The 19748-nt window shown below is 41.7% G+C and carries 16 protein-coding genes; 6 read left to right on the top strand and 10 right to left on the bottom strand.

Going from position 1 to position 19748, the window contains the following annotated elements:
* Positions 1 to 15: 15 nt before the first annotated feature.
* Positions 16 to 1530 (top strand): CoA-acylating methylmalonate-semialdehyde dehydrogenase, encoded by a 1515-nt coding sequence (locus tag FAY30_RS25620; protein ID WP_149872490.1) that lies wholly within the window; start codon positions 16 to 18, stop codon positions 1528 to 1530.
* Positions 1531 to 1655: 125 nt separating this feature from the next.
* Here the strand turns inward: FAY30_RS25620 and FAY30_RS25615 are convergent, their stop codons facing one another.
* The 4 genes from FAY30_RS25615 to FAY30_RS25600 all read right to left on the bottom strand — a co-directional run bounded on the left by FAY30_RS25615 (position 1656) and on the right by FAY30_RS25600 (position 4915).
* On the bottom strand, positions 1656 to 2408 hold the full coding sequence (locus tag FAY30_RS25615; protein WP_149872489.1) for a LysM peptidoglycan-binding and 3D domain-containing protein: 753 nt from the start codon (positions 2406 to 2408) through the stop codon (positions 1656 to 1658).
* A 147-nt stretch (positions 2409 to 2555) separates the two neighbouring features.
* On the bottom strand, positions 2556 to 3860 hold the full coding sequence (locus FAY30_RS25610; RefSeq protein WP_149872488.1) for an alpha/beta hydrolase family protein: 1305 nt from the start codon (positions 3858 to 3860) through the stop codon (positions 2556 to 2558).
* A 174-nt stretch (positions 3861 to 4034) separates the two neighbouring features.
* On the bottom strand, positions 4035 to 4463 hold the full coding sequence (locus FAY30_RS25605) for a DUF3021 family protein (protein ID WP_149872487.1): 429 nt from the start codon (positions 4461 to 4463) through the stop codon (positions 4035 to 4037).
* A gap of 14 nt (positions 4464 to 4477) precedes the next feature.
* Positions 4478 to 4915 (bottom strand): LytTR family DNA-binding domain-containing protein, encoded by a 438-nt coding sequence (locus FAY30_RS25600; protein ID WP_149872486.1) that lies wholly within the window; start codon positions 4913 to 4915, stop codon positions 4478 to 4480.
* A 190-nt stretch (positions 4916 to 5105) separates the two neighbouring features.
* Between FAY30_RS25600 and FAY30_RS25595 the strand changes: the two genes are divergently transcribed.
* The 4 genes from FAY30_RS25595 (at position 5106) to FAY30_RS25580 (ending at position 11276) form a co-directional block, all read left to right on the top strand.
* Positions 5106 to 6704, top strand: a complete 1599-nt coding sequence (locus FAY30_RS25595; protein WP_149872485.1) for a glucose PTS transporter subunit IIA — start codon at positions 5106 to 5108, stop codon at positions 6702 to 6704.
* Between the two features lie 100 nt (positions 6705 to 6804).
* On the top strand, positions 6805 to 8367 hold the full coding sequence (gene sdaAA / locus FAY30_RS25590) for an L-serine ammonia-lyase, iron-sulfur-dependent, subunit alpha (RefSeq protein WP_149872484.1): 1563 nt from the start codon (positions 6805 to 6807) through the stop codon (positions 8365 to 8367).
* A 175-nt stretch (positions 8368 to 8542) separates the two neighbouring features.
* Positions 8543 to 9478, top strand: a complete 936-nt coding sequence (hprK, locus tag FAY30_RS25585) for an HPr(Ser) kinase/phosphatase (protein WP_149872483.1) — start codon at positions 8543 to 8545, stop codon at positions 9476 to 9478.
* 283 nt (positions 9479 to 9761) lie between these two features.
* Positions 9762 to 11276: a malate:quinone oxidoreductase gene (locus FAY30_RS25580; protein WP_149872482.1), complete on the top strand. Its 1515-nt coding sequence runs from the start codon at positions 9762 to 9764 to the stop codon at positions 11274 to 11276.
* A 67-nt stretch (positions 11277 to 11343) separates the two neighbouring features.
* Here the strand turns inward: FAY30_RS25580 and ahpF are convergent, their stop codons facing one another.
* The 5 genes from ahpF to FAY30_RS25555 form a co-directional block, all read right to left on the bottom strand.
* Positions 11344 to 12873 (bottom strand): alkyl hydroperoxide reductase subunit F, encoded by a 1530-nt coding sequence (gene ahpF / locus FAY30_RS25575; protein WP_149872481.1) that lies wholly within the window; start codon positions 12871 to 12873, stop codon positions 11344 to 11346.
* A 12-nt stretch (positions 12874 to 12885) separates the two neighbouring features.
* Positions 12886 to 13449, bottom strand: a complete 564-nt coding sequence (gene ahpC / locus FAY30_RS25570) for an alkyl hydroperoxide reductase subunit C (protein ID WP_149872480.1) — start codon at positions 13447 to 13449, stop codon at positions 12886 to 12888.
* 343 nt (positions 13450 to 13792) lie between these two features.
* The gene (locus tag FAY30_RS25565) at positions 13793 to 14794 is read right to left on the bottom strand and encodes an NAD-dependent epimerase (protein ID WP_149872479.1); all 1002 of its coding nucleotides are present in this window, start codon (positions 14792 to 14794) and stop codon (positions 13793 to 13795) included.
* Entirely contained in the window at positions 14791 to 16098 is a 1308-nt protein-coding gene (locus FAY30_RS25560) for a hypothetical protein (protein ID WP_149872478.1), read from the bottom strand. Before FAY30_RS25560 ends, FAY30_RS25565 begins: the two co-directional genes overlap by 4 nt.
* Entirely contained in the window at positions 16095 to 17159 is a 1065-nt protein-coding gene (locus tag FAY30_RS25555; RefSeq protein WP_149872477.1) for a glycosyltransferase, read from the bottom strand. Before FAY30_RS25555 ends, FAY30_RS25560 begins: the two co-directional genes overlap by 4 nt.
* Positions 17160 to 17407: 248 nt before the next feature.
* Here FAY30_RS25555 and FAY30_RS25550 point away from each other — a divergent pair, with 248 nt between their 5' ends.
* The gene (locus tag FAY30_RS25550) at positions 17408 to 18460 is read left to right on the top strand and encodes an LLM class flavin-dependent oxidoreductase (protein WP_149872476.1); all 1053 of its coding nucleotides are present in this window, start codon (positions 17408 to 17410) and stop codon (positions 18458 to 18460) included.
* Positions 18461 to 18808: 348 nt separating this feature from the next.
* On the opposite strand, the gene rluF is transcribed toward FAY30_RS25550, so the two are convergent.
* A complete protein-coding gene (gene rluF, locus FAY30_RS25545; RefSeq protein ID WP_149872879.1) occupies positions 18809 to 19516 on the bottom strand; it encodes a 23S rRNA pseudouridine(2604) synthase RluF in 708 nt (235 codons plus the stop codon).
* Positions 19517 to 19748 lie beyond the last annotated feature (232 nt).

Genomic DNA, 19748 nt, shown 5'->3' with positions numbered 1-19748 from the left:
AGGGAGAATAGGCAGATGACAAATATTACTGAAGTGAAAGAACTTACACATTTTATTGATGGAAAAATGGTTCCCGGTGAAAGCGGCCGTTTTTCAGACGTATTCAATCCGGCGACAGGTGAAGTCATTGCGAACGTGCCATTAGCTTCGGCAAATGAAGTGAAAGCGGCCATAAAAAAGGCAGAAGCCGCCTTTCCGAAATGGCGCGATCTCTCTGTAGCAAAGCGGGCTGAAATTGTCATGAATTTCCGAAGCCTGCTAAAGAAAAATCAAGATAAAGTAATCGAATTAATCTGCGCCGAAAGCGGTAAAACGGAAGAAGACGCTATGGGCGAAATTACACGCGGATTAGAATCGGTGGATTTAGCAATTAATGCGCCGCATTTGATGAAGGGTGAATACTCAGTCAATGTAGGCGGACAAATTAATGCGTATTCAGCTAAATATCCACTTGGTGTCGTGGCGGCAATTTCTCCATTTAATTTTCCAATCATGGTGCCATTGGCGCAAACAAGCATGGCAGTGGCTGTTGGAAATGCTGTTATTTTAAAAGCTTCCGAGCGCGTGCCAATGACAGCTTTGTATATAAGTGAATTATGGAAAGAAGCTGGCCTCCCGGATGGTATTTGGACCGTCATCAATGGCGATAAAGAGGCGGTAAATGAACTGCTTGAAAATCCTGCTGTGCAGGCTATTTCGTTCGTAGGATCTACGCCGGTTGCTCACTATATTTATGAAACCAGCGCTAAATATGGCAAACGTGTTGTTGCCTTAGGAGGCGGAAAAAACAATATGGTCGTGATGCCGGATGCTGATTTGGAACAAGTTGCGAATGCTTTCATCAGCGCGGGGTATGGAGCGGCCTCACAACGTTGTATGGCAATTTCTACTTTAATGCCAGTCGGGCAGGAAACGGCTGATCGCCTGGTAGCAATTTTAAAAGAAAAGATTGATCGCTTAAAAGTAGGCGCTTATACCGAAGGCGCAGATTATGGCCCGGTTATTTCTAAGCAGGCGAAAGAAAGTATCCTAAAAGCAATTGACCGCAGTGAAGCAGAAGGCGCCACAATCGTGTGCGATGGACGTAATCAAGATGTTACCAAGAATAGCAAAGGATTCTTCGTGGCACCAACTTTGCTTGACCATGTAAATCCGGAAATGCAAATTTTTGAAGAAGAAGTTTTTGGACCTGTTCGGAATGTTGTACGTGTTGATACTTTAGAGGAAGCCATCAAATTAATTAACCAGCAACAACTGGCAAATGGCGTTACAATTTTTACGAATAATGGGCTGGCAGCCAGGAAGTTTACCACAGAAATTGATGTAGGAATGGTCGGTGTCAATGTTCCGATTCCGATTCCGGTAGGTTACCACAATTTCGCTGGTTTCAAGGGCTCAAGATTTGGTGAAGGGCAGATGTTTGGCCCGGATCAGGCACGTTTCTATACTAAGACGAAAATGATTTCGGAGCGATGGGTAGCATCTAGTGAAAATAGCGGGTTGTCGTTTGCGTTTCCTAGTAATAAATAATTCTAGCTTTGCTCGGAAAAAAGTAACAGCACCTCTGATTTAATAGAGAGGTGCTGTTTTGTTATGTGAATGCCTGGGGTTTCAGTTTTATTGGTAAATAGTGAATGAAAGGCTATTTTTGTAACTTAGTCAATTATTGTAACCTTTAATTGTTTTACACCAAAATTAATAGCATCTTGTTTAGATGGGATAAAGACATCAATTCGATTTCCTTTAATGGCTCCGCCAGTATCCCCGGCAATGGCTTCCCCATAGCCTTCGACATAAACTTTACTGCCAAGCGGTATGACAGCCGGGTCAACTGAAATTACCTTTTGATTTGGATTTTCAATAAGGTTAATACCGGTAGCTGTTATACCGGAACATCCTTGGCATGAAGCTGTATAGGCTGTAGCTTTCACTGTAATTTCTTTTGTATTTGTATTACCTGTTGATGCAGCAGGTACGGCTGGTGCAGTTTCCTTTGGCGCTTGTACTGCCGGCTGTATTGGTTTTTCTGTTCTAGCTGTATTAGTAGTTTTTATACTTTCAAAGATTAATAGATTTAATCCGGGATGGATGAGATCGGTATGTATTTCGTTCCACTCTTGCAGCTGTGAAACCGTTACATGATGATCCATGGCGATGTCCCATAATGTGTCACCTTGTTTAACCGTATATTGTTTTTCCGGTGCAATGGTTAGTATATCTCCAGGGTGGATTAGGTCCGTTGTAAGCTGATTCCACTTTTCGATTTGTTCCACAGATGTATTATTTTCGCGTGATAGTCCCCAAAGGGTATCCCCTTTTTGTACAGTTATCGTTGCCGCTTGTACATTAGCACTTACAGTTACTGAGAGTACAGCAACTGCTATAATTGTTATCATTTTTTTAAGCATTCTTTCACCCTCCATGTTCTTTGGCTGCTAATTTTTATTAAGAATATCATAGATTTTTCTAATACAAAGAACAGGGAGGTGTTAAATCGTTTACATCTGTGGCATTTATATTGCAATAATATTTCCGAAACGAATGAATAATCAAAATTAATACGTCTTTTTAGGTGTAAAATGGCCAATGCCCTTTAATTTGTCGTCAGAAAACTTTAAAATGAGGCTATTTTCAGTTTCAACACAGTAATAGGGATCAATGTCTGCACTTCCGCCTTGAATATAATTTGCAAGTATAGGAGAGAAAAGCGGTAAATCCGTCAAGCTTAAATGCTTTGCTCCTTGGAAATGGACAGTATATGCGTCTTTAAAGTTTTTATTATTGAGCTTATTCGCTACATAAGTGGAGTTGCTGTCGAGCTGGCCCCAAACATCGTCAGAATAAATGTTAAGAAGCGGAGTCTTGAAGGCTTCGTCACGTGCAGCATAATCTCCGATTTCTTTCTTATAAACAAGATCACTAAAGAACGGGGCATCAATATTTACAACTGCATCTATATCATCACGTTCCCTGCCCAGCCAAACACTTGATGCCCCGCCCATTGAATGTCCGAACACACCAATTTTCTCTGTATTGATATGTTGATATACAGAGGTTTTGTCACTTTTGGCTTTTTGAAGGATCGTATCTATGACAAAATTCATATCGTCTGTTCGCAGCTTCATCCATTTTTGAATGAGTCCATATTCTTCATCCCTCGTGTAAATGCCTTCTTTATTGAGATTGTCGACTTCGCGGTTATAATCTGTATTGATCAAGACATTCGTTCCATCCTCTGAACGAGTATAAAAGGAATGATAGGGATGATCGATTGAAACGACTATATAGCCGTGGCTTGCCAGCTCGGTATAGGTAGAGGTATTGCTTGCCTTAATACCATAGGCTCCATGTGAGAACACCAAAAGCGGGTATTTCTCATCTGCATTTTTTGGATACCAAAATTCCACATTTACAAACCTGTTGTCTCCATTATCGGTAAATTCCTCCTTACGGTTTTTGTCAACATATGTGTAAGTGGCGGTTGCAACTTCATATTCACCTGTCACTTTTGGCGATGGATGCTGTGGAAAAACAATTGCCGGAACAAGTGCAAAAACGAAAGCCAATAGCATGATGATCGATTTCCACACAAGTTTAGAGGTTTTGTATTGTTTAGTATTTGTTTTGTTACGGATCAGAGAAACTGTTCCCGTGACGGCTAATATGAGGAGCAGTATAGCAGGCAGTACCCAGCGCAAACTCCACACAATCACCGATGAAAGTGTGAGAATAATAAATGCACAAAAAACAGCAATCCTCATCCAATTCTTTATTTTTTTATGGTTTTGCTTCGTTACCATACAGTAGATGGCAAAGGCAATCTCGAAAGTCAATGCGATCAATAATAGTAAAGTGCCCATTGTAGTAACCCCTTCTTTTTTGAAGTATTTTTTATGAACTCATCATAAAAAAATGCGAAAAGGATGTATATAGAAAAACTGTAAGTTGCATCCACAGGCAAATAAGATGTAAAAAAAGCGGCAAGCTTTATAGCTTACCGCATCAAAGTTGCAGACACCTGCTGCTTGATAAAATCATTGACTACTCTTAAACGCCTTTAGTTTTTCGTTAATTTCTTGGGCTTCTTTTTTATCGTGTTTCCATGACAGCAGACGAACCAGGATATAGATTCCTGCAATTTGCAAGGCAAGAATGATTCCATCCACTACGTTATTCACTACATCAAAAATGCTGGCAAGGGCAATCAATAGAATCTCCAAGGTGAGAAAATGAATGGCCATTCGAATACGCCTTTTCTTCTCACTTAGATCATGAGGAGAATACAAAATAAATCCAATGAATGCACTAAAAAATGAAAATGCCATAATGATATAAATGGACTTTAAATCAAAGGCCAAATCGGGATTATATATTTGACGCAAAATTGTCATCATAATGATGATCGAAGCGAAGATTAGCAGGAAATCCTTCATAAGCTTTTGTACAAATTTGGACATCTTCATATGTATCGCTCCTTTTACAAGCCAAGCCTATTTTTAAGGACAGGCACATACTGCCTTGATACAACAGCACGTTCCCCATTATCAAGTATCGCTTCAAATCGGCCGCTTATGGACGGATAAATAGATGAAATTTTAGCGATGTTTAAAATAGTCGATTTCGATGCCCGAAAACAGTTCTTATTTTTACATAATTCCTCGATCTCATAAAGCTTTTGTTTTACTTGAAAGACGTTGTCCTTACAGTAAATAAACACCTTTCCGTCAACTGCCTCGAAATAATAAATATCACTAAGCTTAATTCGGTGAACTCTCTCATTTTGATATCCGAGTATAGTGAGGTCGTCTGTTTTCAGCTTGTTTACGATTTCGTTTATTTCGTCATCCACCTCATGACACCTAATGAGGATCTCTTCGCCCAGTTCTTTGTTTATCTTTTCTATTGAAATTTTCATATTATCACCCACGAAAATTCAAATTATTTCAAGTCGACTATGGCACAATCTGACCTGCTACTTACATCTCTCAGACTACTTTATTATAACACCACGGTGAATGATATTTATTAAGTAAATGGAAATCATAAGAAATATTCCTACTCAACAAGACAGTTTATCTAACTAAATTCAAATTAGGAGAAAAAAGATGAATGCGATTAATACGAGTGAATCTTCTGTAGAACAAAAGGAAACGGTTATGAATAAAATTTTAGGAGCAATCAGTGGTAGTTTTGCACCTATTTTAGGGGTACTTGCCGGATCTGGATTAATTTCAGCGTTATTATCTATTTTAACGACATTGGGATGGTTATCTGCTAAAAGTGCAACCTATGCCATTCTGGCCGCAGCTGGACATGCTATATTTTACTTCTTTCCCGTTTTTCTCGGGATTACATTAGCGATAAAACTCGGAGCCAATGGCTATGTTGGCGGTGCGATTGGTGCGGCACTTTTGGAACCGCATTATACGGATTTAGTTCATTCTGGTGCTCAAGATGCAAATTTCTTAGGGATTCCGGTTATACTCGCCAGCTATTCCTCCACTGTTTTTCCTATCTTAATTGCTGTTTCAATTTATGCCATTTTAAATAAACTTTTGAATAAAGTCATTTACAAAGACTTACAAATGTTTATTAACCCACTAATTTCATTAGTTGTTATTGTTCCTTTAACTATCCTTATTTTTGGTCCTTTTGGTACATATGTCGGTGAAGCGATCGGAATGGTTATCGAGTTTTTAAGTTCAAAAAGCGGGCTTTTAACTGGGGCTGTACTGGGTGCAGGATGGACTTTCCTAACGATATTAGGCCTTCACTGGGCAGTCATTCCATTAGCGATTGCCAATCTTGCCAAAGGCGGCGATCCGATTATTGCGATGGCAGCTGCTGCACCTTTTGCTCAAATAGGGATGGCGATAGGGGTCTTTTTGAAAACGAAGGATAAGGACTTAAAAACGGTCACTGGATCAGGAATTGTTCCAGGTGCATTAGCTGGCACAACAGAACTTATCACTTATGGTGTCCTTGTACGTTATAAACAAACGATGGTCATTGTCGCAATTGCAGGAGCAATTGGTGGAGCGATTAATGGGGCACTTGGCACAAGAGCAACGGCATTTGCTCTTCCAAGCTTCTTATCTATTCCTGTTTTTTCACCGATAGGATTCTTTATCATCGGTGTGTTAACTGCTTTGGTATTAGCTATGGTTCTGACACTTGTATTTGGATATGAAGGAAAAAATAATGCAGTGCCAGCTAAAACGGTAAAAGAATTTGGACTGGCGAATGTAAGTAGAGAAACCATCTTAAGTCCATTGAGCGGGGAAATTGTTCCATTAGGCGAAATAAGCGATCCTCTTTTTTCAACTGAGACGGTAGGAAAAGGAATTGCGATTGAACCCGAAAACGGCGAAGTGATTTCACCCGTTGACGGAACGGTTACCACTCTATTTCCGACGGAGCATGCCATCGGTATTACATCAGAAGGGGGGGCTGAAATCTTAATTTGTATTGGGGTTGATACGATTAATTTAAAAGGTCAGTTTTTCCATTCTCAAGTAAAGCAATGGGATGCAGTGAAGAAAGGCGACTTGCTTATTCAATTTGACCTTGAAAAAATTAAAGCTGCAGGCTTTGATGTAAAAACTCCTGTAGTCATTACTAATACCAATCAATATATGGATGTTGTCCCAGCGATAGATGGGAAGGTTCAAGCAAAAGATGAATTAATCAAGCTGATCGTATAATTAAAAGGAGCTCGGAACCAGGAGAACGGCTCTAGCAGCACAAAAAGGCTGTGAGAACAGTGCCCCAGGCACTTCCATATAATATAAGGGGAGTGATGACATGTCTTTTTCAAGTTTAAAAGAATTGATTGAGCTTGCCAAAACAGAAAAAACAACCATTTATGAGTTAATGATAAACGCAGAGATCGAGCAAAAGGGGTATGATAGAAAAACGATAATCGAGAAAATGGCGAAGCAATTTACTGTAATGGAGGAGGCTGTCCGTGAAGGGACGACGAGCTCCGTTATGTCCCGTACCGGCTTGACGGGAGGTGATGGATACCGCCTTCACCAATATGCTGAAAACGGGAATTCCTTTGTTAATTCTAAGACACTAAAGGCCGCAGCAAATGCCCTCGGTGTATCGGAAGTAAATGCGGCAATGGGGCGGATTGTGGCCACGCCAACAGCGGGTTCAGCGGGAATTTTGCCAGCTGTCCTTGTTCATGCCCTTGATAGCGGGAAATTTACACGTGAAGAGATTGTACAGTCCATGTTCACTGCCTCTGCCCTCGGCTTGGTCATTGCGAATAGGGCTTCCATATCAGGTGCTGCAGGCGGCTGTCAGGCAGAGGTTGGATCAGCCACTGCAATGGCAGCCGGCACTCTCGTTGAACTTGCCGGCGGTACCCCGGCGCAGGTTGGAAACGCCGTTGGAATTGCGTTGAAGAATTCTCTTGGGTTGGTTTGTGACCCTGTTGCCGGGTTGGTGGAAATCCCGTGCATCCTTCGCAACGGATTACATGCGATTACCGCCCAAGCAGCAGCAGATATGGCTTTGGCAGGGGTAGTCAGCATCATCCCCCCGGATGAAGTAATCCATGTGATGCATGAAGTGGGGCAGCAAATGCCTGAATCGTTGAGGGAAACCGGTATCGGCGGTCTAGCCGGCACCCCGACGGGTCAAAAATTAAAAGCGCAGATTTTCAGAGAAAAAACGAGTGGCTGCGGGCCGGCCAAATACGAAAGTGCTTATGAGATTATTGGACCGGTTATGGTTGGACCATCAAGTTCTCATACAGCCGGGGCAGTCCGGATTGGCAATATTGCCAGCCAGCTGTTAAACGAAAGACCATCATATGTTAAATTCTCGCTGATGGGTTCCTTCGCCGAAACCTATCAAGGACATGGAACCGACTTAGCTCTAATAGCAGGTGTACTTGGGCTGTCTACCATGGATGCAGGCATTCCCAATGCAAAAACTCTTGCTGAAGAAAACGGCTTACAATACGAGTTCACGAAACGGGTGCTTGGAAGCTATCACCCGAATACGGTTCTCGTAGAATTATCTGGGGCTTCACGTACGGTAAAGCTCTTGGCCAGCTCTTTAGGCGGCGGTAAAGTGGAGGTTCAGGAATTGGATGATTATCCGTTAAAATTTTCCGGTGAACGGCCCACATTCGTGATTCGCCATAGTGACCGGAAGGGAGCGATTGCTGAATTATCTGGAATCCTTTATCGAAACGGCTTTAACATCGCCCGAATGGCGAATGAACGTTCAAAAATCAATGGTCCGGCGATCACGATTTGCGAAATCGATAATAAAATGGATGACACTCTATTAACTTTATTAAAAAAGGAAATACCAATTATTGACGAAATTGTCTTAGTTAAAACTAATTAGCAGCGTGGGACTGTTTAAAGGGGTGGAAATGTTCACCCTTTAAATAGTCCCGCTTTTTTTATATTGTTTCGGTGTTGGTCAAGCCTTTTAGGAAACAATTCAAAAATGGATGACGATTCCAGTTTTCTTAAGTATAATTCAATTATAAAAAGGCTATTAGGACGGTGAGAATAAGGTGAAAAAAATAGCAGTCGAAAGCTTAGTTCAGAAGTTTTCATTGAAAGTAGTGGCCGGTGAGGGGCAACTGCAAAATGTCATTACGCAATCACGGGTGCATCGTCCAGGCCTGGAATTTGTTGGCCATTTTGACTTTTTCCCGACAGAGCGAGTTCAAATATTAGGAAAAAAAGAAATTACCTATTTACATAAATTAAGCAAAGAGGAACGTAAAATCCGAATCGGAAATATTGTCCAATATCACCCGCCATGTTTTATCGTAACCGCTGGTGAAGAGGGTCTTACTTATTTAACCCACCATTGTATTGAACAGGGGATTCCCTTGCTGGTAACAAACAAGCCAGAGGTCACATCAGAGTTTATCACCAAATTGGATGCGTATTTGGTGAAGGAATTAGCACCGGAAATGGCTGTGCATGGAGTTTGTGTGAATGTTTCTGGGATTGGAATCTTGCTTCGCGGTCATTCAGGGGTAGGAAAAAGTGAGACGGCGCACACGTTAATTCGCCGGGGGCACCGGCTGGTTGCGGACGATATCGTTATCCTTAAGAAGCTTAGCCCGCAGACCATTCTGGGGACTCATGATGAGAAAACCAAGGAGTTTCTGGCTCTTCGCAGTATTGGCTTATTGAATGTGGTCCGCTTATACGGCCGCAAGGCTTTTCAAGATGAATCACGAATTGCGCTTGATATTAATTTAACAAAATGGGAAAAAGATGCCTTGTATAATGATTTGGACCAGAAATTTCACTATACAGATTATATGGGTGTGAAAATTCCGTCTATCGAAATCCAACTCCAGCCTGGACGTGATGTAGCGGGGTTAATTGAGGCAGCGGCAAATAATTGGTATTTGAAGCAGCAAGGATACAGCGCAGCAGAAGAGTTCATGAGCAGGATAGAAGCCGATATTACAAACTCAAGTATGGAATAATCATGCAAATAATAATTTGCTAGAGCATTTGGTGTTTATAAGTTCTGGCAAAATACTAATAGAAAATAAAGATGTCAGTCATATTACCACGATTTAACAAGTTTACAAACTATCTTATAATAATAAATATTTTAAATCTATTAATAATAGTGATACACTATTAGTAGGTTATTATTGATCCAGAAAAGGTGTATGAATAGTCGCGTGCTGGCCTGCTGTGAGACTTAAGGGAGAGCGCCTGCATCCTTTCTGCAAATTTTAAGGTAAGGGACGGACGGTAAAAATGAGTAACAGACAAACTAGAACAGACGTTATCTTAATTGGTGCCGGAATCATGAGTGCGACTTTGGGAACACTTTTGAAAGAATTAGTACCGGGCTGGAAAATGACAGTTTTTGAGAAGCTCGAAAACGCAGGAGAGGAAAGCTCTAACGAATGGAATAATGCAGGTACGGGGCATTCTGCACTATGCGAGCTTAATTACACCGTCGAAAAATCGGACGGATCGATAGATATTAGCAAAGCGATAAAAATTAATGAACAGTTTCAGGTTTCAAGACAGTTTTGGTCGTATCTTGTAAACAGCAATCTGATCGGTAATCCACAGGACTTTATCAGACCATTGCCACATATGAGTTTAGTTGAAGGTGAAAAGAATGTTACTTTTTTGAAAAAACGTTTTGAAGCGCTTTCGAACAACCCATTGTTTGAAGGAATGGAATTTTCCGATGACCATGACAAACTGACGCAATGGATTCCGCTTATCATGGAAGGCCGTTTATTGAAGGAACCAATAGCAGCTACAAAAGTCGACTCTGGAACGGATGTTAACTTTGGCGCTTTAACGCACAAGCTGTTTGACCACTTAAAGAATCAAAACGTTGATATTAAATATAAGCATCAAGTTGAGGATATAAAACGTACGAGCGACGGCTTATGGGAATTGAAAGTGTGGAATATGGATACCGGCGCCATTGAACGCCATACGGCGAAATTCGTCTTTATCGGCGGCGGGGGCGGGTCCTTGCCGTTACTGCAAAAATCCGGTATTCCTGAAAGTAAGCATATTGGAGGATTCCCTGTAAGCGGACTATTCCTGGTATGTAACAATCCGGAGATTGTAGCGCAGCACCATGCAAAAGTATATGGCAAAGCTAAAGTTGGTGCGCCTCCGATGTCTGTGCCGCATCTTGATACACGATACATCGACAACAAAAAGTCTTTGTTATTTGGACCGTTTGCCGGATTCTCGCCCAAGTTCTTAAAAACAGGTTCAAATATGGATTTATTAGGTTCCGTAAAACCGAATAATGTCCTCACCATGTTAGCGGCAGGTGCAAAAAACATTCCGTTAACAAAATATTTAATTCAGCAAGTGATGTTATCAAAAGAAAAGCGAGTGGAAGAGTTACGCGAATTTATTCCGAACGCGAAAAGCGAAGATTGGGATATCGTCGTAGCAGGCCAACGTGTGCAAGTGATTAAGGATACCGATGCGGGCGGCAAAGGAACGCTTCAATTTGGTACGGAAGTTGTTAGTGGGGCCGATGGGTCGATCGCTGCATTGCTCGGTGCTTCTCCGGGTGCTTCTACCGCCGTTCATGTCATGCTCGAGGTATTAAAAAAATGCTTCCCGCAACATTTAGAGGCGTGGGAGCCGAAAATAAAAGAAATGATTCCTTCTTATGGCGTGTCACTAGTTGAAAACTCAGAGCTTTTCCACGAAATTCATACGTCAACAGCGCGGACGCTTGGTCTAAGTGAAAACTTGAAGGTACAGAAAGAGACCGCTAGATAAAGAATGAAAAGAGCTAAGCCAGATATAAACCGGCTTAGCTCTTTTCTATTTACCTATTAATTTTGGATTAATTTCGGATAAGATAATCGAATGCACCTAGGGCAGCAGTAGCACCTGAACCCATCGAAATGATGATTTGTTTATATGCGCTATCTGTACAGTCGCCTGCAGCAAAGACACCAGGGATGGTGGTAGCTCCATGCTTATCAACGATGATTTCGCCCATTCTGGTGCGTTCAATCGTTTCGTCTAACCAATCGGTATTTGGGACGAGACCAATCTGAACAAATACACCTTGTAATTCAATATGGTGCTCTGCTCCCGTTCCACGGTCAATGTAGGTAATACCGTTTACCTTGTCGATACCGGTAATTTCCTTTGTTTGAGCATTTTTGATGACCGTTGCATTTGGAAGGCTGTAAAGTCGATCTTGCAATACAGAATCAGCTTTCAACTCTGGTGCAAATTCAATAACTGTTACATGCTTTACAATACCCGCAAGATCAATGGCTGCTTCAATACCGGAATTACCGCCGCCAATAACCGCAACGTGTTTTCCTGCAAATAGCGGGCCGTCGCAATGAGGGCAGTAAGCTACACCTTTGTTCTTAAACTCTGCTTCACCTGGGACACCGACATTGCGCCAACGGGCACCTGTTGAGAGGATGACGGTTTTGCTTTTTAGAACAGCGCCGTTTTCCAGCTCAACCTCGATGAAATCTTTCTTTTCTAAGCTTTTTGCCCGCTGCAAATTCATGACATCAACGTCGTATTCTTTCACATGCTCTTCAAGGCTTGCTGCAAGTTTTGGACCTTCTGTCTGCTTTACGCTAATAAAGTTCTCGATGCCGAGAGTATCCATAATCTGACCGCCAAATCGTTCAGCAACAATGCCTGTACGAATGCCTTTACGTGCCGCATAGATGGCCGCACTTGCACCCGCTGGCCCGCCGCCGACAACGAGGACATCGAAAGGATCCTTATCAGCAAACTCTGAAGCATCTGGAGCGCTGCCGACTTTTGCAAGGATTTCCTCTAGTGACATCCGGCCGCTGCCAAACGATTCTCCATTTAGGAACACCGTTGGGACGGCCATAACCTGTTTGCTTTCTACTTCTTCATTAAACGCTGCGCCATCAATCATGGTATGAGTAATGCCAGGATTAACAAGACTCATTACGTTCAGTGCTTGTACCACATCAGGACAGTTGTGGCAGCTCAGGCTAATATAAGATTCAAAGTGAAATTCACCTTTAATCGTTTTAATTTGATCAATGACCTTTTGTTCAACCTTCGGAGCTCTTCCGCTTACTTGCAAGAGAGCCAGAACTAATGAGGTAAATTCATGGCCAAGCGGGATGCCGGCAAAAGTGATCCCGGTATCTTCTCCGATCCGATTCACACTGAAGCTCGGTGTCCGCTGTAATTGTGCATGTTCAATCTTAATATTGGATGACATGGTGGCTAATTCATCCACTAGAGCCACCATGTCACGAGAAACGTCATCAGATCCTGCGCTAACTTTGAGCAGCACATCGCCTTCCATCATTTGAAGATATTGGGCTAATTGTGCTTTTATATCTGCATCTAGTATCATTTGATCTGCTCCTTAAATTTTTCCTACAAGGTCAAGGCTTGGCTTAAGTGTTGCAGAGCCTTCTTTCCATTTTGCAGGGCAAACTTCACCAGGATTTTGGCGAACATATTGTGCTGCTTTAATTTTGTTAATAAGTGTGCTAGCATCACGGCCAATGCCGCCAGCGTTAATTTCAACAGCTTGGATCACGCCGTCTGGATCAATGATGAATGTACCGCGGTCTGCAGCACCTTCTTCTTCAATCAATACATCAAAGTTACGGGAAAGGACATGGGCAGGGTCACCGATCATTGTATACGTAATTTTACCAATGGTTTCTGATGAATCGTGCCATGCTTTATGTGTAAAATGAGAATCTCTAGAAACAGAGAATACTTCAACGCCAAGTTCTTGCAGTGCTGGGTACTGATCTTGAAGATCTTCTAACTCTGTTGGGCAAACGAATGTAAAGTCAGCTGGATAGAAGCAAACTACGCTCCACTGACCTCTGAAGTCTGCATCTGAAACTTCCAAAAATTCTCCATTTCTGTATGCTTGTGCTTTGAATGGTTGTACTTCTTTTCCAATTAGAGACATAATAATTTTCCTCCTAGTGTTTTTTGAGAATGTTTAAAAAGCTAGTTTAGACAAATAGTCTAAATAATAAACAGCTAATTGCAATTCTCTTTTAATTATAATTAGTTATTTAAAATAATTCTAATTCAAAATCTATTATCATATAACTCTTGTAAATTTGTCAAGTGAAATAGAGTACTATTTTAAAAGATAGGATAAATATGATTGAATTGAAAAACTCAAATTTTCAATTAATCTCAGCATTCTCAATTACATTAGATTTCTCGCCCCTTGGAACCTAAATTAAATAATGAGCAGCTGTTTCAAGAAAAACGAAAGAAGCAGATGAGTTCTCCCCTCTGCTTCAATGATATTTCTTATACCAATCGACGAATTGTGCTAAGCCTGTTTCTAAGGTTGTTTTCGGATAGTATCCTGTTTCCTTTTGTAAATTTGTTATGTCTGCATAAGTTTCCTTCACATCACCCGGCTGCATCGGCAGAAATTTTATTTTTGCCTTTTTCCCAACGAGTCTTTCTAATTGTTTAATAAAGTCCAGCAACTTGACGGGATTATGATTGCCGATATTATAAATCCGGTAAGGAGCAAAGCTAGTACCCGGGTCAGGATTTTTGCCATTCCAGTTAGAATTGTATGCAGGGGGATGATCGAGTAATGCGATGATTCCATCCACAATATCATCAATGTAGGTAAAGTCTCTGCTCATATCCCCATGATTAAATACCTTTATTGTATTCCCTGCAATGATATCCCGGGTAAAAGAATAGTAAGCCATATCCGGTCTTCCCCATGGACCATAAACCGTAAAGAATCGGAGTCCGGTTGTTGGGATCTGAAATAAATGGCTGTACGTATGGGCCATCAATTCATTTGCCTTTTTTGTCGCAGCATAAAGGCTTAAGGGGTGATCGACACTATCATTAGTGGAAAATGGAATTCTTGTATTGGCGCCATAAACAGAACTGGATGAGGCATAGATCAGGTGCTCTATTTTATGATGCCTGCATGCCTCTAAAATCGACATAAACCCGGCCAGGTTGGAATCAACATAGGTATGGGGGGCGGTTAAACTGTACCGGACACCGGCCTGGGCAGCCAAATGAATTACCCGATGGATGGATTGATCAACAAATAGCTGATTTATTTTGTTCCGCTCAGTTAAATCGATTTTATAAAATTCAAACTTAGGATGTTTTTCTATAATTTTTAGACGATCCTTTTTTAATGAAACATCATAATAGTCATTTAGATTATCAATCCCAATAACCTGATAGCCTTTGGCTAACAATTGCTTTGCCAGATGGAAACCAATAAAACCCGCTGCACCCGTCACTAATATGGTCATTTTTTTCTGCCATGTCCTTTTTTTCGATCATGTTCTTTTTTGTGACTATGCCCATGTCTATGATGGTGTTCCTTTTTTCGCTTGGATCGCTTTTTTGTGCTAGTTTTCTTGGTTTCATTTGTTCCTTTATTACCGTCCTCCGGATTTGTGAGCGGGATCGGTGTTTTGGTCCATTCCGCATGTGTTTTTGGGTCAATCGCCTTTACTTGTTCCAGGAAGGAATCTAAGAAATTTCTTTCATGAAGGTTCTGGAATAACTCCAGCGGCCGCTCTTGAACACGCGAGAACGAATAGACATGATCGACCATTTTAAACCCGGTATTGGTGACAATGATATGCCGTAAGGGAGCATCGATTTGCTTAAAACCTGATTGCTTCTGGGTTGTTAAAATATCGAGCAGTTTTTTAGTAATCTCTTCTGATAAGGTAGATTGTTTTTTTAGAAAAGTATTTAAGTCAGGCCCTACCAGGTATTCCATTAGAACATAATTGGTTCCTTTTTCATAGACTTTAGGGATAAAGGATAAGTTTTGACAAGATAATAGAACCTCTTGTTCCTGCTTGGCATTTTCCGGTTTCCCATAAATCTTTACACAGGTATCTTCAGCAACCCGGTAGACTGCACCCTGATGCCCTTTTCCGATAAGTGGCTGCGTGACGGCGCTGTCCACCTTGACTCCCTCCCCTGATCCCCCAGAGGTGACGGGAATATTTTTATAATCCAAACTATTTTTGTTAAAATACTTTTCCCACTCTTGTAATGTCTCCGGTTCCAGCCTTTTTACTACTTCTAAGAAGGACTCTTTTAATAGAATGATATTTAAATCCCTCAATAGTTTTAATGGGACAGGGTGAATCCGTTTGAAGGCATTCACATGGTCAATTACTTTCAACTCTTCATTTTCAAGGACAAAAATATGTCGCAGCGGGGCATCAACCATCGTGAATTTTGCCTCTTTTAATTCTTTTAAAATAGTCAGCAGTTTGCTGGCGATGGATTCAGGGATATACGTGCAATTTCTGAGGTATTCCTTTAATGTTGGGGCATTAAAGTATTCCATCACGATAAAGTTTGAACCTGTTTCGTAGACCTTTGGGAAAAATGATAGATGTTTGCCAGCGCTTAGTGCATCGGCTTCCATTTTTGCTTGCAGCGGGTCTGTATAAATCTTCACACACTTTTCTTCTGATAATTTAAAAACGGCGCCTTGTGCACCCATACCGATCAGCGGATACTTAGTAGGGTTTTCAATCTGTAAGGTTTTGACGCCTTTCGTTACTTTAATTGATTTAAAATCCTTCATTTCGATCCTCCTAACAGTTCATCATAATAATTTGCCTGCTGTAAGAGCTGTTTCTGAAGATCAAAGGCTTGTTCAATTTTTTTGCGGGCTGCAATGGAATATTTCCCCCATACCTGCCGATTCTTTAACATAAACTCAAGAGCAGCGGCAAGTTGTTCAACGTTGTTTTCCTGCACTAAAAAGCCATTTTGCTTATGTCTAACTAATTCAGGGATGCCGGCATGCCGGGTTGAGATGACTGGGACGCCTGTTGCCATTGCTTCTTTTAAGGTATTCGGAATCCCTTCTACATCTCCGTTCGCGGCTTCTAAGCTGGCAGCGCAAAATAAATCTGCATTTCTTAAGTGTTCCCGGACTTGTTCTTTAGGGAGATGGTGTAAGAGACGAAATGAATCCCCTAATTCTAACTGTTTAGCCAAGGCCTTCAGCTCTTCTTCTAATTCCCCTTTGCCGATGATTGTCAATGTCGCATTTGGGAATCTATCCTTTATTTTATGAAAAGCTTTCATGAGAATATGGTGGCCCTTTTTCTCTACTAACCTGCCGATTGAGATAATGTTTTGGGAGCCGTTCCTCTTAGGTGTGCGGTAGGTGTATTGACTAAGGTCGACACCGCCATATAACACTCTGATTTTCTCTGGAGGGCACCCCCATGCAATGATCCTATCAGCTAAATATTGACAGACTGGGAAAAAGCGATCTCCTTGCTCGAACAGCTTTTTCATGTTCTCTAAGTATCCAACTGGCTGATTGGCAAGGGTTGCATCCCTCCCGCGGATACTAGTGACTAACGGAAGCTTTGTTGCATTCTTAAATGGGAGTAATAATACCCCTAATTGACCGTGGTGGGCGTGTAAGAGTGACAGCTGATGTTTCTTAATAAATTCAGTTGGCGAGAAGATCTCATTTAAATAGTGTACCTTTTCATTAAGAAGCGAGAGATCAATCATATATTTAGGCTGGCGGACGGTATGGATATAATCATAGTTAGGAACATTCCGAATCTGTGATATATATTGGGTCGGGTCAACCCTTAAATTTAGATGCATGACTGTACGCAAATAAAACTACTCCTTTCCATCTTGGTAAACAAAATCGTTTTGTTTCCAAATATGGTATGCGTTTCTGCTAAAATAAGCTTGGACAAATTGGAATTTAAGTAAAAAGTGGAGAAACTTATACATTGCTGCTAATTCTATTCCTGAATTTTAAATGGGCGGAAAAATATCTCAAATTAAAGATATTGGCCATTGAGATTCATTTTTGCTATTGTTGGAAGATAAGGTTACATAAAATGGAGGGATTGTCAGTGGAAATAGGGGTAAGTACGTTTGTAGAGACAACGCCGGATGTTCAAACGGGTGAGGTGAAAAGTCATGCCGAGCGGCTGCGTGAGGTGGTTGAAGAAATTGTTCTTGCTGACAAGATTGGTTTAGATATCTTTGGTGTTGGTGAGCATCACCGTAAAGATTATGCGGCTTCCTCACCAGCAATTGTGCTGGCTGCAGCTGCGTCGCAAACGAAGCAAATTCGGCTGACGAGTGCCGTTACAGTGCTTTCCTCCGCCGATCCTGTACGGGTATTCCAAGATTTCGCTACACTTGATGCCATTTCGAATGGCCGTGCAGAGATTATGGCAGGCAGGGGTTCGTTTATCGAATCCTTTCCGTTGTTTGGGTATGATTTAAATGACTATAATGAGCTGTTTGATGAGAAGCTGGAGTTATTATTGAAAATCCGCGAGTCTGAGAAAGTGAGCTGGAGGGGCGGGCACCGGCCGGCAATCAACAACCTGGGCGTGTATCCTAGACCGGTTCAGGATCCATTACCTGTATGGATTGGCAGCGGGGGCACACCACAATCTGTCATTCGTGCGGGCATGCTTGGCCTGCCGCTTGTTTTAGCGATTATTGGAGGCAGTCCGCTGCAGTTTGCCCAGCATGTAAATCTCTATAAAAGAGCGGCTGCCCAGGCAGGCCATGATGTGACTAAGCTGCCAGTTGCCTCACATTCGCATGGTTTCGTTGCTGAGGATACCATGACGGCAGCAGATAAATTTTTCCCTTCAACGCAGCAAGCCATGAACGTACTTGGACGGGAACGCGGCTGGGGGCATTATGACCGCTCAAGTTTTGATGCTGCCCGAAGCTTTGAGGGTGCACTGTACGTCGGAGATCCGGAAACGGTTGCGGCAAAAATTATTCATCTTCGCAAACACGTAGGCATTACCCGCTTTATGCTGCATGTACCGGTTGGCTCCATGCCGCACGAGGATGTATTGAAGGCGATTGAGCTGCTGGGAACAGAAGTGGCACCGCTGGTTCGGGAAGAAGTCGCGAAGTGGGAAGCAGAGCAGGTTTAGATCTTGAAAAGGGATTACATTGACCGAATGAGCCTGTTTGGATTCAGAATGGTAAATGAAAGGTGATTACATTGACCGAATGAGCCTGTTTGGATTCAGAATGGTAAATGAAAGGTGATTACATTGACCGAATGAGCCTGTTTGGATTCAGAATGGTAAATGAAAGGTGATTACATTGACCGAATGAGCCGGTTGGCAATCAGAATGGTAAATGAAAAGGGTTTACGTGCCCTAAAACGGCATGCGTACAAGGAAAAAGGTCATGTAAGGAAAGGGCCTTCGTTGTACAATGAAAGAAAGAGAGGCTGAGCAGAAACAGTGTATGTTTCGACTCAGCCTCTCTTTTCTTTACCATTCTTTCGGCTCATAGTTTAGGTCTGTAAATAGCTGCTGGCGTTCTTTTTTCGTGAGGTCCCGCCATTGTCCAATTGGCATGCTGCCTAATTCAATATTCATAATCCTAATCCGCTGCAGCCTGACTACCTCGTAACCAAGTGCCGCACACATCCTGCGGATTTGTCGGTTCAGACCCTGAGTTAAGATAATTTTAAAGACATATTTGGATAACTGTGTTACTTTGCAAGGGAGTGTTTTCGTATCTAATATCTCTACCCCGGCGGACATTCGTTTGAGAAACTCAGGCGTTATCGGTTTGGCCACGGTGACAATATATTCCTTCTCATGCTTGTTTTCTGCTCGAAGAATTTCGTTCACAATATCCCCGTCATTTGTCAGCAATATTAAGCCATCCGAATCCTTGTCTAAGCGGCCAATATGGAAAATACGTAATGGATGGTTGACGAAATCAACAATGTTTCCTTTTATATGTCTTTCCGTTGTGCTAGTAATACCAACGGGTTTATTTAAGGCAATATAGACATAGTTATGTGAAACATTGACCGCACTGCCATCAATGCAGACCTGGTCACCGGGCTCAACCTGGCTGCCTATTTGCGCCGCTTTCCCGTTGATCGTAACCCTGCCTTCACTTATTAATTTATCTGCCCCGCGTCTTGAGGCCTTACCCGACTCACTAATAAATTTATTTATCCTAATGGTAACCACAACCTTACGTGGAGAATCTTACATTTTAGAATACCGCAACCGCCTCCTATATTTCAAGTGGGGGTACAAATGCCTTAAACGTAAAGACATACGAAAGATTGGAGTTGTCGAAAAAAATTAGTTCTTTTAAACTATATTTTTAAAAGAATATAAAAATATTACAAGATTTTCTCCAAATTGTGACAAAAAAAGTCGCTCTGTCATGTTACTGTAATGATAATTA

This window comes from Bacillus sp. S3 (assembly GCF_005154805.1).
Lineage (GTDB): Bacteria > Bacillota > Bacilli > Bacillales > Cytobacillaceae > Neobacillus.
Note: the sequence above shows the minus strand (reverse complement) of the source record. Positions and strands in the feature narration are given on the sequence as shown.

Bases quoted from the DNA above. Each gene is read 5' to 3' on its own strand.
- FAY30_RS25615 (WP_149872489.1), bottom strand. From the start codon at position 2,408: ATGCTTAAAAAAATGATAACAATTATAGCAGTTGCTGTACTCTCAGTA.
- FAY30_RS25560 (WP_149872478.1), bottom strand. From the start codon at position 16,098: ATGAAGGATTTTAAATCAATTAAAGTAACGAAAGGCGTCAAAACCTTA.
- FAY30_RS25620 (WP_149872490.1), top strand. From the start codon at position 16: ATGACAAATATTACTGAAGTGAAAGAACTTACACATTTTATTGATGGA.
- FAY30_RS25600 (WP_149872486.1), bottom strand. From the start codon at position 4,915: ATGAAAATTTCAATAGAAAAGATAAACAAAGAACTGGGCGAAGAGATC.
- FAY30_RS25580 (WP_149872482.1), top strand. From the start codon at position 9,762: ATGAGTAACAGACAAACTAGAACAGACGTTATCTTAATTGGTGCCGGA.
- sdaAA (WP_149872484.1), top strand. From the start codon at position 6,805: ATGTCTTTTTCAAGTTTAAAAGAATTGATTGAGCTTGCCAAAACAGAA.
- FAY30_RS25565 (WP_149872479.1), bottom strand. From the start codon at position 14,794: ATGACCATATTAGTGACGGGTGCAGCGGGTTTTATTGGTTTCCATCTG.
- ahpC (WP_149872480.1), bottom strand. From the start codon at position 13,449: ATGTCTCTAATTGGAAAAGAAGTACAACCATTCAAAGCACAAGCATAC.
- FAY30_RS25605 (WP_149872487.1), bottom strand. From the start codon at position 4,463: ATGAAGATGTCCAAATTTGTACAAAAGCTTATGAAGGATTTCCTGCTA.
- ahpF (WP_149872481.1), bottom strand. From the start codon at position 12,873: ATGATACTAGATGCAGATATAAAAGCACAATTAGCCCAATATCTTCAA.
- FAY30_RS25610 (WP_149872488.1), bottom strand. From the start codon at position 3,860: ATGGGCACTTTACTATTATTGATCGCATTGACTTTCGAGATTGCCTTT.
- FAY30_RS25595 (WP_149872485.1), top strand. From the start codon at position 5,106: ATGAATGCGATTAATACGAGTGAATCTTCTGTAGAACAAAAGGAAACG.